Annotated in this window: 8 protein-coding genes; all 8 read right to left on the bottom strand. The window is 40.3% G+C overall.

Annotated features, from left to right (window positions below):
• Positions 1-8: 8 nt before the first annotated feature.
• Positions 9-7208 (bottom strand): T9SS outer membrane translocon Sov/SprA, encoded by a 7200-nt coding sequence (sov, locus tag AC07YT_RS11030; RefSeq protein WP_086548087.1) that lies wholly within the window; start codon positions 7206-7208, stop codon positions 9-11.
• Between the two features lie 11 nt (positions 7209-7219).
• Positions 7220-7804, bottom strand: a complete 585-nt coding sequence (gene ruvA, locus AC07YT_RS11025) for a Holliday junction branch migration protein RuvA (RefSeq protein WP_086548088.1) — start codon at positions 7802-7804, stop codon at positions 7220-7222.
• Positions 7805-7810: 6 nt separating this feature from the next.
• On the bottom strand, positions 7811-10126 hold the full coding sequence (locus AC07YT_RS11020; protein WP_086548089.1) for an NADP-dependent malic enzyme: 2316 nt from the start codon (positions 10124-10126) through the stop codon (positions 7811-7813).
• A gap of 188 nt (positions 10127-10314) precedes the next feature.
• The gene (locus AC07YT_RS11015) at positions 10315-11718 is read right to left on the bottom strand and encodes a lytic transglycosylase domain-containing protein (RefSeq protein WP_086548090.1); all 1404 of its coding nucleotides are present in this window, start codon (positions 11716-11718) and stop codon (positions 10315-10317) included.
• Between the two features lie 208 nt (positions 11719-11926).
• Complete coding sequence (gene gatA, locus AC07YT_RS11010; protein WP_086548091.1) at positions 11927-13345, bottom strand: Asp-tRNA(Asn)/Glu-tRNA(Gln) amidotransferase subunit GatA; 1419 nt, start codon at positions 13343-13345, stop codon at positions 11927-11929.
• Between the two features lie 18 nt (positions 13346-13363).
• Positions 13364-13564, bottom strand: coding sequence for a Sec-independent protein translocase subunit TatA/TatB (locus AC07YT_RS11005; RefSeq protein ID WP_029287719.1), 201 nt, complete (start codon positions 13562-13564; stop codon positions 13364-13366).
• Between the two features lie 10 nt (positions 13565-13574).
• On the bottom strand, positions 13575-13934 hold the full coding sequence (locus tag AC07YT_RS11000; protein WP_086548092.1) for a Sec-independent protein translocase subunit TatA/TatB: 360 nt from the start codon (positions 13932-13934) through the stop codon (positions 13575-13577).
• 47 nt (positions 13935-13981) lie between these two features.
• A complete protein-coding gene (locus tag AC07YT_RS10995) occupies positions 13982-15277 on the bottom strand; it encodes a murein hydrolase activator EnvC family protein (RefSeq protein ID WP_086548093.1) in 1296 nt (431 codons plus the stop codon).
• Positions 15278-15455: the final 178 nt, after the last annotated feature.

The following is a 15455-nucleotide window of genomic DNA, read 5'->3' as shown; positions in this document are numbered from 1 at the left end:
GCAATTTATTAATTCAGCGTAAACCTTAAACTAAACCCGAAATTACTGAACGAAGTATTAAAAGTTTGCGAAGTATAAGGCTTTGTAATATTCGAATCGTAAAACAATTTGATGTTAAACTTCTGATTCAACACATAATCTACACTTGGCCTTAAGGTAATGTTCTTTGCTCCTGAAGAAACTTCGGCTTCGGTCACATCTGCGCGGTAAATAACGGTTTTATTATCGCGGATAGCTACATCCAGTTTGAAATCCATGTTGTTATCCATTTTCAGGCTTTTAAACCATCCAAACGGGAAGCGGAATTTATTGGTACGGTAGCCCAATCCCAACACCATATTGTTTTCTGATAACTGCGCCAGCTGACTGTTAGATAAACTCAATCCCAATAAACGTGAACGGTTTAATTCGAAAGAAGCCGTCAGGTTATTTTTAAACCTGGTATCCACACCAACCAAAGGAGAAAAATATTCTGAAATGGTTACCTGAGCAAACTGGTATTCAGGTAAAAAGTTATTATTTACATCTCTGCTGCTAACCGCACCATTGGTTTCCTGATAGCGCAATAAGGAGTTGAAGCCATTAATATTGTAGGAAGAGCGATATCCATGTCTGATATCGACAGATGAAAACTTATCAGCGATAAAAGGAATACGGGTTAAGCCGCTATAAGTTAAACTCCAGTTTGGCAGTGGGATTTTAGGAAAGGCATTCATTTTTGTCTTGCCGGCATCTTTACCCGAATAGGCAGCCATAAAAGCAGAAATAATTACATCCTGGCTTTCTTTGCTGTAACCATCGGCAAAACCACCGTTTACGCCGCCAGAATTTGGATTTTGAGCACCCAATCTTCTGGATATAATCATCCTATTGGCCATAAACTGATTAAACAAGCCCGAGACTACCGTCGAGTTATTTTCTTTAAATGCTGTACCTAAAGCAATGTATGATACGCTATAATCGCCGGTAGTAATGGCACTTAAATTTTCGAACGATGATACACTGGCTACATACCTGAAATTGGTCGAAAAGTTTCTTGTCTGCGCTTTATTGGCCTTTAGTGTAATCCGTAAATCTTTAAACGGCTCTACCTGTCCGGTAAGTTGAAAATCTTCTCTGAGCGTGTTTACATACAGCTGATTCTGCAAGGTATCGGTGGTTAGCCATCCATTGTTTAAGGCCATATCGCGAATATCGCGCTGACTTCCGAAAGCAAAACCTAAACCCGGTGCTCCTGTTGCATTATCGATACCAAAATACTTTGTGGTTGGCAGATAACCTGGCAAGAAAATACCTTTGGTTTGCACAAAGCTGGCATTAACATTTTTTACACTCGTTAACAGGTTAATAAAAAATTTCTTAGCGCCACTCCCCTCCTGATCGTTGCCTGCACTTCTGATAAAACCAAACTTATTGTATAAAGTAGTTAGGTTTAAAGTTGGATTGATCTGTACCGTTCTGCTGTTCTGTACGGTATTACCCAAATTAATATTCGGATCGCGCAAGGTAGAAAGCGGCTCGGTTTGCCAGTTAAAGTTGGTACCATAACGGGTTTTTACGGTAATCCAGTTTAGCCCTGGTATTTTATCAATTGGCAGGTTATAAGTAACGTTTAAATTGTGGTTATAATCGGTGGTGCGTCCTAAACGTTTTAAATTCTGCCAGACGGTATCGCGTTTTAAACCGTCTAATCTTCCATCCGGTTCATCGATGATCGAATAATTTGTGGCATTAAAATCTAACTGTAACGAACGGGTAAGGTTCCATGCGATACCATAAATCCGGCTCATGGTAAAGTTTTTGTTAAAGGTGGTACCATAACCGCTCTGGTAAACCCCAATGGTATTATTCGGATCGTTATTCCGTAAGGTATTTTCTGAATACAAACGGTCTACATCAATCCTGAAGTTAATGGCACTCGGGAAAATACTGAAGTTAAAATCCTTCAATAAAGCCAGCATATTCGACTTTATAATTTTTTCGAACGGCGCTATCGTTTTGGCTTCTTTAGAATAACTGTATTGTAACGATGCCCTGTAGGTATTCTGAATGCTACTCTGGTTAATAAAATCGCGATGATTGTATTGGGTATAAGCATAACTTGCTGCAAAATTCTCAATATCCCAAAGGCGGACAGGTTTGCTGTTATTGGTCCGTTCTTTTCTAACGTTGGTAAAGTTGATACCTCTTCTAACGGTATAATCCTGTGCAAAGTTTAAAATCGAATCTTTTTGTTCTTTTGTCGATTGCGCTAAAGCATTTTTAAGCTCGATATCTGGCGTTCTAGGATTATACTGTGGAGTAGAAACCTGTTTAGAATAACTCACAAACATTGGGATTTTCACACCCGACTTTTGCGGCAGGAACTTACCTAATTCCATGGCAGAAGAAACATCAAGCAATACATTATCGGCCCGGTTACGCTCGCTCACTTTCGAATCGATAGAACCAAAACCAATGGTCGATTTACTTCCGGAAATATTTACATCTGCAAAATCGGCCAGTTTTAAATTCAATCTTCCTGTAGCTGCCCAGCCGCCTTTTTCATCAAATTCGGTTAACCTCAACTCGTTAAACCAAACCAGTGCATTTTTATCCAGTCCGTCATCATTCTGCTCATCGTTAGCAGCACGGAGCGGGTTTTTAATCCCCACCATATACACCCTAACCTTGCTCATATCAGGCTGCCCTTTAACGACAATAGTCCGCGCTCCATCAGTATAGGTAAATGGAACATTTGTTGGCCAGGGCTGTCCGTTAGCTTGTTTAGCTACATTACGGGCCAGCTTAGCATTCTGGAAAAGCGTTAAATCAATATCCATTCTGTTGGCTTCCGGCCAAATGGCATCAGGATCGCTTGTACCCGGATTGGTCACCTTTAACGGGATTACATATTCGTAATAATTATCCTGGTTATCAGTTCCGATTCTTAAGAATGCAGAAACATCATTATCATTTAAAATTTGATTGTTAACGGCCTCGGCGTGGATAAACATTTCTAAATGTTTATAAGATCTGAAATCGCTGTAGGCTGTTTTAAATGCCGCCCTGCCATAACCATCTCTTAACGATTTTACAATAACCGATAACGATTGCTCATTTAAACGCGTATCGCCACGATAATTGCTATAGTCACGCTCGCGAAGAATACCCGGAGGGGTAACGTACGGAATCGGTGAACGTTTTCCATTTTCTTCGATGTTTACTGTCGAGACTTCAATGGTAGAATTATCAGGGGTAAGTGCTGGCAATGATGGATCGACGATTACCTGTGCAGCTTCATTCGCAGCATTGTATTCTCTCCACTCTCCACGGATCAGCTGCAACTTTGCAAAACGCATCACGGCAGTATCAGCGAAATTGGTCATAAACATCCTGAAGAAACGGATGGATTTAAAATCCTGGATACCGCCTACTCTGTCCTGATACTGACCAATTGGGATTCTGAACTGATACCATGAAACGGCCTGTGTATTTCCATTGGCCAGTTTTACCTGTGATGTTACTTTATCGGTAATAAAATTCTGACCCACATTTAAATCACCCGGACGCATCGAAACTTTATACTGAAAATACTCATCACTTTGCGTCATGTTATTATCGCGGTTGATGTCTTCCCCGTCGGGTAAAGAAGTAGAGGCAGAGTTTTCAAGTCCTAATTCTTCCTGCGACTGCTGCGAAGTTTTAGAGTTTCCTTCCGTTCCGTTATATTTTTCGTAACGTTTAAGAATACCTGCATTAATCTGATCTAAGGCCGGACCTCTGAAATAGGCATAATTATCTGATGAAGGATCGGCATCGAGTGCGGCAGAAGCGGTGGCATTTAACTGCGATTTAATTTGTGTAATTGCCGCAGCAAATTTTACCTTTTCGTCTGCATCCGCTAGTCCATCCAAACCGACGTCCTGTGCACGACGCGAATTGGCATTGTTATCAAAAGCCTGTACTACAGGTTGCAATTTGGGAACACGTCCCCATGCAGTTTCCTCGTATTTACTTGGATCGTTTGTTGCTGGCAAACCATTTTCTAACGATTTTCTACCATCTTTCAGAATATCTTCCGAAATATTACCCAGATTGAAATACATATCACCACCTGCGGAATTCGGTTTATAAATAAAGGGGTCCATTACCCAAAACTCAATAAAGCCCACATTTAAGGCTTCAAAATCGTTGGTTTCGATTTTTCGCTGGAAACCTCCCCAGTTATTTTTAGGTTGCAATAATGTTCCGTCTGGCCTGAAATCAGTCGGGCGGAAGTTATACGGTCCCCTAACGGTTGGATAATAAGCCACATCGAAAGTGGTAATATTTAAGGCTTGTCCGGTTGCTGTTTCTTTAAACGGGAAAACTTCCTGTTCAATCACCTCTCTTACGTAGTGATTAGAAAGTTCAGCCCGGTTGTTCCTGATATTGGCTGGAGTAGTAGATGCTGCTGAGTTATAAAAAGTAGGATCGATGTTATAAAATGCGATCCTTGCCCGGTTGTAGCCATAGGTTAAATCGTTAGATTTATCATGCTCGGCGAAAAGCTGGGGAGTGCCCGATAACTGCCATGCAATGGCACTTTTTAAATCGATTACTGATCTGGATGCCTCGAAATCATCTAAATAACTTACCCCATTTTTACTGCCTGCAAAATTTAATGCTCTCGGATGTCCGGGAATCAATTGTGCAAACTCTCCATAAAACGTCACACTCGAAGGTGCCTTCGTAGAAAGGAAAGGGAGTTTATCAACCAATTTGGTTAAAAACCTTGATGGCGAACTGTAGTTAATATCTGCTCCCCAAATGGTATTCGAAATGGGTTCCTCGCCGATGTTTACCTTTTGTGTTAAAGGTTTCTCGGTTAAGTTCATGATGGTACCACCCAGGTTTAGCTTGTTGTTAACCCGGTAATCTAAACGGGTTCCAAAAAGCGAGCGCTGCTGCAGACCAAAAAGTTCATTGTTTTCTGTAGTTATCCGAATCGGCTGGCCAGATACCAACAGTGCCTGGTTGATAATGCTCACCCGGCCACCTTGATAATCAACCGTAAAATCTATGCCTTCAGTTAATGGCATGGTTCCTGCAAAAACCTTTACTGATCCTTCGGGAACATTTATGGCGTTCAAACTAAATTCAGAAGAAATATCTGATTGGTAATTTACCTTAATGATATATCGGTTCTGGTTTTGAAATAACTGTTTGGCGATAGTTTGGGTCGAATCGTAAAGCGCTGTAAAAGTATATTTATTAATCAATGCCTGTTCACTAGGCAAAAATCTGGCAGCTAAATCTTTACCAAAAGGTTCAATTACCGGAAAGATAATCCTGCCGTTTGCCGGGTCGATGGTGATATAACCCGAATTGGTATTGGTTACCAACGAGGTTTGCCCGTTGCTGCCTACCCCAAACATGCTGGCCTGATTGGCATTGCTCGCGGTAGAGTACGAACCAAAGGCATTATTTGCGGCCACAAAATCGAAAATCCCATCGGGTTTACGTTCATTTTGCTGGTTTAAGCGATCGAATTCGGTTAAGGCAATCCACTGTTTATTCGCCGTATTTTGTCCTTCGGTCATTACCGGATTATCCACACCGGTTTCATTATCAATGCGGTAAATATCGAGTTTGAAATTTTGACTGCTGATCTGATATCCCCCAATTGAGTAGATATTTTTCATCATCAAATCCCAGGTAGGAAGTTTGATTTTGGTCGTTTCATTCTTTAGCAATTTAGCATAAAGCACTTTCGGATTGGCCGCATCAAAAGAAACATCGGTAGAAAATTCACCCACCTGGTATTCTACCCCATTATAAGTATAGCGGTAAGCAACAGCTAAAACCTCATCGGAATTTAAAGGGTTGTTTAGTGATAAATAACCCAGTTGCGGCTGAAAAGTAAACTCCCGTTCGTTTAATTTTCGGGCGTAAATGAGTTTGGCAAAGTTATCGGTATTGCTGCTATTGGCAGGCGTTGTCTGGAAGAAAGAGAGTACGGCATTAGAATTGGTTTGCCTTATCGCGCCACCCTGATAAGCATTTAATTGCGCAATTAAATTATTCGATTGTTGCGAAAAACCCGTTGCGGTCGTTCCCGCTGGCAAACCTGAAGTACCACCCGTAAGCAAAGAAGTATTAAAAGGCGCATTTTCGCCCAAATCCATCAAACCCAATACATCTCGCGAATCAGTAGTATTACCGGCCTTATTGGTAATCCAAACCTCAATTTTAGTAATCTGTATTGGCGAAGTGATAATGGGTGCGTTAGCCAGATTTTTGTTGTAGTTGTTCCTGAAATATTGTGACAGGAAATAGTGTTTATTCGCCTCGTAGCTATCGATATTTACGGTAGTCGTATTTTGCTGCGCCCCGTTGGTAATCTTAATTTCCCTAGATTCGGATTTTTGCTGGGTGTAAACACTTGTTACGTTTAAGCGCCCGAATTTCAGTTGTGTTTTAATCCCGAAAAGGGCCTGTGTTCCGGTAATTAAAGAGGTATTTAAAGGCAAGCTTACGTTACCCGCTTCAATTTTTTGGATAATATCATCTGGTCCGCCGGTATAATCGAGTTTGATCTGGTTTTCGAAATCAAATTGGGCCTCGGTATTGTAATTGCTTTTGATTTTTAATTTGGTTCCGATGTTACCCACCAGATCCATTTGTATCCTCTGGTTAAAATCGAAATTGGTCTGTACCCTTTGTCGTTCGTTAAAAAGCGGGTTTTCATTTTTATTTACCCGGCCTAAAAAGGTGAGCTCGGCTTCTCCGCGAGGCTGTATATCGATGGTTGTTCCACCGAATAATTTTTCGAAAGCTTTGCTGTTTACCTGAATCTGGGGAATGATACCTGTACTTCTGTAATCACTTACCTCTGCATTTGAAATACTCCGCCAGTTACTGCGTTTTATCTCACTGTTAACCAATCGCTGGTATTCGTCGATCGTTAAATATTGTGTATTTAAAACAAATTTTTCACCAATTAATTCCTTTACCACATAACGTTTATTCTTGGCATCGTATTCTACCACACGCTTTAAATTACTGGGCGCAGGAGAAAATGGATTAACGGCCGGGCTAAGGCCTAAACGTTCCTTTTCGCGTAAACCAAAATTATTTTTTGGAGTAATGGTATCCGTTTTGCTTGGAACAACTTGGGAGAAAGCGTTTTGAGAAGCAATTAAAAAAAGAGGGATGAGAAACAGAAATGTAGATATTCTCTTCAAAGGCAGTAGATCTATAAAGTTTTTAAAGCTTGTTTAATTAGTTGCTCTACCGAAAGTGTTCCCTCTGTCACTTTTAAAATCTGGTCTATAGTTTTTTCGGCGGTTTGTTTGGCGAATCCGAGCATTACCAATGCTGATAACGCTTCATCTTTAACAGTATTGTGTTGAGGCATAGAAATTAATGAGTCTGCCCCTTCTTTTTTTAGTTTATCCTGGAGTTCTAAAACCAGGCGTTGTGCCGTTTTAGCTCCTAAGCCCTTAATCCGTTGAATTAGGGGTAAATCTGCTTTAACAATCGCGGTCTGGATTTCTATAGGTGTAATCGATGATAAAATCATTCTACCTGTATTTGGTCCAATTCCCGATACCGATATTAAGTGTAAAAATAAACGGCGTTCGCCTTCATCAGCGAAGCCGTATAATGTATGTGCATCTTCTTTTACATGCAGCCAGGTGTATAGTTTACACCTTTCTGCATCGCCCAAAGCGCTGTATGTATTTAAAGAAATGTTTATATGATAGCCTATACCTCCGGCTTCAACCACAACATATGCCGGGTTTTTGAATGTCAATTTACCATCAATATAGGCGTACATGTAATTCTACTTTTTAGTTGTTTTTCCAAATATACCTTTTCGTTTCGATGTTGCAATTTCTTCTTTTGCTTGCACATCTACAACAGCAATGGTAACCATATTGACGATTTCACGTACAGAACTACCTAATTGAACAATATGAACAGGTTTATTCAGTCCAAGCAGGATCGGACCAACCGCTTCGGCGCCGCCTAACTCTTGTAACAATTTGTATGCAATGTTTCCTGATTCGAGATTTGGGAACACTAAAGTGTTAGCTGGAGCATCTGCCAGGGTACTAAATGGGAAATTATCTTTTAAAAGTTCGTTGTTGATGGCAAAGTTTCCCTGCATCTCTCCATCTACAATTACCTCAGGATGATTTTTATGCAAAAGTTTAACCGTTTCCCTTACTTTATTTGGTGTTACCCCATCATTTGAACCAAAGTTTGAATAAGATAATAAAGCAATGCGTGGTTTGATGTTAAACTGCTTAACAGATTTATCAAGCAATAAAGTAATATCTACCAGCTCTTCTGCTGTTGGATCTACGTTTACTGTGGTATCTCCGAAGAAAACAGGACCTTTTTTGGTCATCATCATGTACATACCCGCAACACGTTTCACACTTGGATCAACACCAATTACGTGTAAAGCAGGCTTAATGGTCGATCCATAATTTTTGGTCAGACCCGAAATCATGGCATCGGCTTCGCCAAACTCAACCATCGATGCACCATAATAGTTACGGTCTCTCAATAATTTAGTGGCATCAGTTAGAGAAACCCCTTTACGCTGACGTTTTTGATAAAGCGCCTCGGCATATTGTTTGGTTTTATCAGGATTCTGCATCTGATCAATGATCTCTACACCTTCTAACTCCAAACCGTGCTCATCAATAATCGCCTGTATTTTATCTTTATTTCCTAAAAGGATTGGAATGGCGATATTCTCGTCGTTAACAATCTGCGCTGCCTTTAAAATTTTGTAATTATCAGCTTCAGCAAATACAACTCTTTTTGGATCTGTTTTAGCTTTGGTGGTAATGGCACGCATAATGGCGTCATCCAAACCTAAACGTTTTCTTAGTTCTTCGCTATAGGCATCCCAATCGGTAATAATTTTACGGGCCACGCCGCTTTCAATGGCTGCTTTGGCTACCGCGATAGAAACCTCTGTAATTAACCTAAAATCGACAGGTTTTGGAATAATATATTCTTTACCGAATTTAAGGTTACGGGCATTGTAAGCTAAGTTTACAGCCTCTGGAACCGATTTTTTAGCTAATTCCGCGATGGCTTTAACGGCAGCGATTTTCATCGGCTCGTTAATACCTGTTGCTCGAACATCAAGCGCACCACGGAAAATATAAGGGAAACCTAAAACGTTATTTACCTGGTTCGGATAATCAGAACGGCCTGTAGCCATAATAATATCTTTACGGGTTTTAATCGCCAGTTCGTAGGCAATCTCGGGATTAGGATTGGCCATTGCAAAAACGATTGGGTTTTTGGCCATCGAAGTTAACATTTCTGCGGTAACACAATCGGCTGATGAAAGACCGATAAACACATCAGAATCTTTCATGGCTTCGGCCAAAGTGCTGATTTTTCTATCTGTAGCAAATTCAGCTTTAATCTCATCAAGTACTTCACGGTCTTTACGGATCACACCAGAACGGTCACACATGATGATGTTCTCTTTTTTAGCGCCCAAAGAAACATAAAGTTTGGTACAAGAAATTGCAGCGGCACCAGCACCATTAACTACAATTTTAATCTTATCCATTTTTTTCTTGAAGATTTCGCAGGCGTTCAACAATGCTGCAGCTGAAATAATCGCTGTACCATGCTGATCATCATGCATGACCGGAATGTTCATTTCTTCCTTTAAGCGACGCTCAATTTCGAAACATTCTGGTGCTTTAATATCTTCTAAGTTAACACCACCAAATGTTGGCTCTAAAGCCTTCACGATTTTCACAAAATCGTCAACATTTTTGGTATCTAACTCTAAATCGAATACATCAATATCAGCAAAGATCTTGAAAAGCAAACCTTTTCCTTCCATTACTGGTTTTCCGGCTTCCGGACCGATATCGCCTAAACCTAAAACGGCTGTACCGTTACTGATTACCGCAACCAGGTTGCCCTTTGCGGTATATTTATAAACATCTTCTTTATTTTCTGCAATCTTCAAACACGGCTCTGCAACGCCAGGGGAATACGCTAAAGTTAAATCTCTTTGCGATGTTGTAGGTTTTGTGGGTACTACTTGTATCTTTCCTGGACGGCCTTGCGAGTGGTAATCAAGCGCATCTTGCTTTCTAGTGGTCTTACTCATTACGTAACTTATTAGTGACGGGGGCAAAGGTACAATTCTTTTTATGAGGCATAAAATAAAAAGCCCTTCAAAAAAGTTAAATAAGACGCGACATTAAGCTGCCTGTTGCAGCAATGGATTAAACCAGGTTTATGATACCATTTCAAATTACCTGATCAAGAAATAAGCACAATTGTTTCGGTTCCGTATTAGCCCCTGCTAATTTTCAGAATCATACCAACTTGCAAACCGGCTTTGGATAAACGGTTATCTCTTCTGATACTCTGAACGGTTGCTCCATCAAATTTCTCGGCAATTTCAGACAAGGTATCGCCTGTTTTAACTTTGTAACTCAAAAAAGACGATGGTGCTTTTAATGGTGTACGGTTTTTAGCATAGATTTTTAATCTTTGTCCAGGCACCAGGGTTTTGCTTTTTAAACCATTCCAAACCCTTAAATCCTGCACCTCTACACCATATTTATCGGCAACAGTTGTCAAACTTTGTCCGGAGGTAACTTTATGGTAAACTACAGCGGTTGTAGCGATACTTTTTGTTTTTTTCTTTCTTAAATCTCTTACATCATCAGTACTGGCGGCCACCACTTTCATGTTCACCTCCACTTCCTGATTATTTAACACATCGTAAATACCGGCGTAATCGATGTCCCTTAACTTGGGCATCACAATACGCTTGGGCTCATCATCTGTGCCGTTTACAATCTTTTTCTTGTACGATGGATTTAAGGCCATAATGGCTGCTTCATCAACATTTAACACCTTTGCGAGTGTAGATAGCGAAACGAAGCGAGTCGTTTGAACCGTATCGGTTTTTAAAAACATGCTCGAAGCTTGCGCGGTAATCTGATGTTTGCCCGAATAATTCATTACATAAACCGCAGCAATAAATGCCGGCACATAATTTCTGGTTTCTTTAGGTAAAAACTGTCTGATTACCCAAAAATCCCTCGAGCCAGCTTTATCAATTGCCCGGTTAACATTACCCTTTCCGCAGTTATAGGCGGCAATGGCCAACAGCCAATCGCCAAGCTCTTCAAAAGCATCTCTAAAATAGGCTGCCGCTGCATAACTCGCCTGGATCGGATCTTTGCGTTCGTCGACAAAGTTATCCATCTTCAGGCCATAAGCCTTACCCGTGCCGAACATAAACTGCCAGATCCCTGTTGCCCCAACTCTCGAAATGGCATGCGGATTCATCTGTGATTCGACGATGGTTAAATATTTTATTTCCTGTGGAATGTTATAATCTTTTAAGGCTTTATCAAAAATAGGGAAGTAATAACTCGACAAGCCAATCATTTTCCCGAACATATCTTTACGCTTGGCATAAATATCGATATACTGCTGAACGTACTCGTTGTAAGGAAGCGGTACCGTTTTCGCAATAGAATCGAGCCTGAGTTTATAGATAAAATTCTGGCCCATGTTTAACGGGTTTTCTGAAACTAGCGGTACAGCTACCGTATCGGTATTGATAAAGATGTTATTGTGAATCTTCGGAAGACTATCCAGTTTGAGTGTTTGTTGCGCGGAAGAGGAAGAAATGTATCCTAAGCATGCACAAATTGAAGCAAAAAGTAATTTTTTAATCATGGGCTATTGGTTCAAATTTTCATTAACCGTGGCTGGTGTCCCCACAAACCTTTGTACAAATCCTTTCTTCTTTCCATAGGGAACTAAAATAAGAACCTGCGAACCTTCCAAACAATGCCTGGAAAACAGCTAATGAAATGCCATTGCCATACTTAACGATAATGCTTTTTTGCATTAAATTGCTTCGTACTTCGCAATGACGATAAAACTATGATAAAAATGCCTGAGAAAAAGCCAGAAGCTTATCTTCCTCAAAATGTTTGGCTGTAAATTGTATACTTAACGGTAAACCTTCTGTATTATTGCCTATTGGCAAGGCAATAGCCGGATTTCCGCTTAAAGAAGGTAATACGGTAAAAATATCGGCCATGTACATCACAATTGCGTCTTGAACATTATCGCCGATTTTAAAAGCGGCTGTTGGTGCCACAGGAGAAAGAATTAAATCATAATCCTGGAACAAAACATCCATTTTTTCTCTGATTAACCGGCGAACCTGCTGTGCTTTTTGATAATAAGCATCGTAATAGCCTGCACTTAAAACAAAAGTACCTAAAAGGATGCGGCGTTTTACTTCTTCACCAAAACCTTCGGCGCGGGATAATTTATAAAGTTCGTTCAGCGATTTCGCTTCCAGGTTACGATGTCCGTAATGAACGCCATCATAACGCGAAAGATTTGAAGAGGCTTCGGCTGTGGTTAAGATATAATAAGCCGGAACCAGATAATCCAGCAAATCAAAAGAAACATACTCAACTGTATGTCCATCTGCTTTGAGCTGCTCGATTGATCTTAAAATAGCTGATTTGATTTCGGAATCGAGGGCTTCGCTCTCAATCGTTTCCTTTAATACTGCTATTTTTTGTTTTTTATGCTCGTTTAAATGAGCAGGATAATCGGGTACTGCAACGGGAGAAACGGTAGAATCGTAATCATCTTCGCCAGCTAAAACCTGCAAAAGCAAAGCAGCATCTTCTACTGAAGAGGTGATTGGTCCAACCTGATCGAAAGAGGAAGCGTAAGCAATAACACCATACCTTGAGATACGCCCATAAGTAGGCTTAAGTCCGATTTGCCCGCAAAATGCTGCTGGCTGTCTTACCGAACCACCGGTATCAGTTCCTAGCGCAGACAAACACATATCGGCCTGAACCGCTACAGCTGATCCACCTGAAGACCCACCCGGAACAAGGTCGGGATTTGCCGCATTTTTAGCAACTCCATAGTATGAAGTTTCATTTGAGCCGCCCATAGCAAACTCATCACAGTTTAAACGACCAATAATAATGGCATCTTCCTGTAACAATCGTTGCACAACTGTAGAAGAATATGGAGATACAAAGCCTTCGAGCATTTTTGACGATGCAGTAACGATATGGTCTTTGTAACAGATATTATCTTTAATACCAATAACCATCCCTGCAAGTTTACCTTGCTTACCTTCTTCTATTTTTTGCTGTATCGCTTTTGCCTGAACTTCAGCCGACAAAAAAAACACCTCATTAAATGCATTGAGGTGTTCATTATTTTCAATTTGCTTAAAATAATAAGCTAATAAATCGGGTAAAGTTAATTGCTTTTGCGAAATGAGTGCTTGAATCTCTTTAAGAGAGCTGTATTTCTTCAAAACTAAAAATTATTGCAATTAAACGGTTTTATCACGGTTTGACGGATCTACTTGTTCTCCATCAACACCATCTTTACCATCTTTAAATTCTTTAACACCTTTACCTAAACCTCTCATCAGTTCAGGAATTTTTTTACCACCAAATAATAACAATACCACTACCGCAATAATGATAATTTCTGGCGTTCCAAGCATTGCTGCTATTGTTGTATTTAACATAACTTTTTGTTTAAACTTTTTCTTTGTCAGTTATAATTTTTTCGTCAACAGGCGTGCTGGCTTCTGTATGGGTTGCACTTGCCTCTGCCTTTTCATCAACAGAAGGTTCTTCTGTTGGATGATGGCGCTGACTATGGTTTACCGCTGTTTCTTCTGCTTCTTCTTTATCTAAATCCATGGCATTGATATTCCTATGGATTTCACGCTTCACACCATCAGAGGCATCTTTGAATTCTCTGATCCCTTTCCCTAGTCCCCTTGCAAGTTCAGGTAATTTTTTACCCCCGAACAATAATAGAACGACCACTAAAATGAGTACGATCTCTGATCCACCCATGTTTAAAAACTCTAATAACGTGCCTTGATACATCACTAATATAATTTATACAAATATAGACATTTTAACTTGTCTTAAGTTTATTTACTAATCCAGGCTTCTGGATTTAAAGCTGCCTGCCCTCTTCTGATCTGAAACTTCAGTACAGCATCATCGCCAGTGTTGGCTACAACCCCAATGGTTTGTTTGGTATCAACAGAATTACCTACGCTCACACTTACCGATTTTAGGTTTTGATATACCGTAAAGTACTCGCCATGGTTGATCAAAACTACTGTTCTACCCATCATTACCTGAACAGCCGCAACCTTACCTGCAAATACCGCTCTTACGGCCGCCCCGTCTGTTGTGGTAATATCTACACCATCATTGGTATAACTGGCCTGATCGATCTTATGCATACCAAACCTTTCGGTTATTGTTCCTGTAGCTACCGGCCAAGGTAACCTTCCCCTGTTATTTTCAAAACCTGCCGATAACCTGGCTGCCTCTGGTGTTGCAGTAAGCAATTCTCCTGTCGATTTTGCTTTAGCCGTTGGTGTAGCTGGTGCTGTAGGTACAGGTTTATTTTCAGCCTTGGCTTTTGCCGCCGCTATCCGTGCTTCTTCAGCTGCTTTCCTTCTGGCCTCTTCAGCTGCCTTCCTTCTGGCTTCTTCAATTGCCCGCTGAATGGCTGCGCTAATGGCCCTGTCTATCTGTGCCTGCTGTTTTTTACGGCTGGTAATATCTTGCTTAAACTGCCTTTCATCTTTACTCAGCTTGTTTAATTCTACTGACTGTTTATTTTTATCTTTACTTAAACGTTCACGCTCTCTTTCCTGTTCCTTCAACAGGTCACTTTTTTCCCTAAGTGTTTTATCCAGCACTTTAATTTTACCATTCAGGTCTTGCTGCGTATTTTCAATGTAACCAGCCTGTTTTTTACGGTATTGACTAAACTGCTGTAAATACTTTATTCTTTTGTAGGCCTGGTTAAAATCCTTCGCCGCAAAAATGAACATCATTTTATCGTACGAATTTCTGTTGCGCTGGGCAAAACGGATCATGCCGGCATATTCTTTTTTAAGATCGCCTAACTGACCTTGCAACGTATGTACGGTATTTGTGTTCTGAGAGATTTGGTTATCCAGATTTTTTATTTCAGAGTTGATGGTACCGATTTTATCCTGGCGCAACCTAATCTGGGCATTTATCGTATTAATCTGCTGTATAGTAAGCTTTTTACCACTGGCAGTTTTATTCAAATTCTTTTGAAGCTGTTCGATTTCGCGTTGTATAGCTTCTTTTTTCCTTCTGAGCTGACTTTCAGTTTGTGCAACCGCCGAAAGGGTTAACACGCTTAAAAAAAGGATAAATAGGAGTTTTTGTAGCTTCATTAAGCCAAAAGTATAAAAATTTTGTAGTAAAAAATATTAAAATCGAGATACTAAAGTCATAATTGCTTATTACAGAACTGTCTTCACTCAATCTTCATGCACAACAAAGATTGCCAGAGCCGCTATACCTATACAGTATCTACCCCTGGCAAATCAATTAGCTAAAATAAGTAATGAG

This window comes from Pedobacter sp. GW460-11-11-14-TSB4 (assembly GCF_059423705.1).
This window is presented reverse-complemented; position numbering and strand designations above follow the sequence as displayed.

What these genes read in the sequence shown, in the direction of transcription:
- ruvA (WP_086548088.1), bottom strand. Translation starts at nt 7,804, where the DNA reads ATGTACGCCTATATTGATGGTAAATTGACATTCAAAAACCCGGCATAT.
- AC07YT_RS11000 (WP_086548092.1), bottom strand. Translation starts at nt 13,934, where the DNA reads ATGTATCAAGGCACGTTATTAGAGTTTTTAAACATGGGTGGATCAGAG.
- AC07YT_RS10995 (WP_086548093.1), bottom strand. Translation starts at nt 15,277, where the DNA reads ATGAAGCTACAAAAACTCCTATTTATCCTTTTTTTAAGCGTGTTAACC.
- AC07YT_RS11005 (WP_029287719.1), bottom strand. Translation starts at nt 13,564, where the DNA reads ATGTTAAATACAACAATAGCAGCAATGCTTGGAACGCCAGAAATTATC.
- AC07YT_RS11015 (WP_086548090.1), bottom strand. Translation starts at nt 11,718, where the DNA reads ATGATTAAAAAATTACTTTTTGCTTCAATTTGTGCATGCTTAGGATAC.
- AC07YT_RS11020 (WP_086548089.1), bottom strand. Translation starts at nt 10,126, where the DNA reads ATGAGTAAGACCACTAGAAAGCAAGATGCGCTTGATTACCACTCGCAA.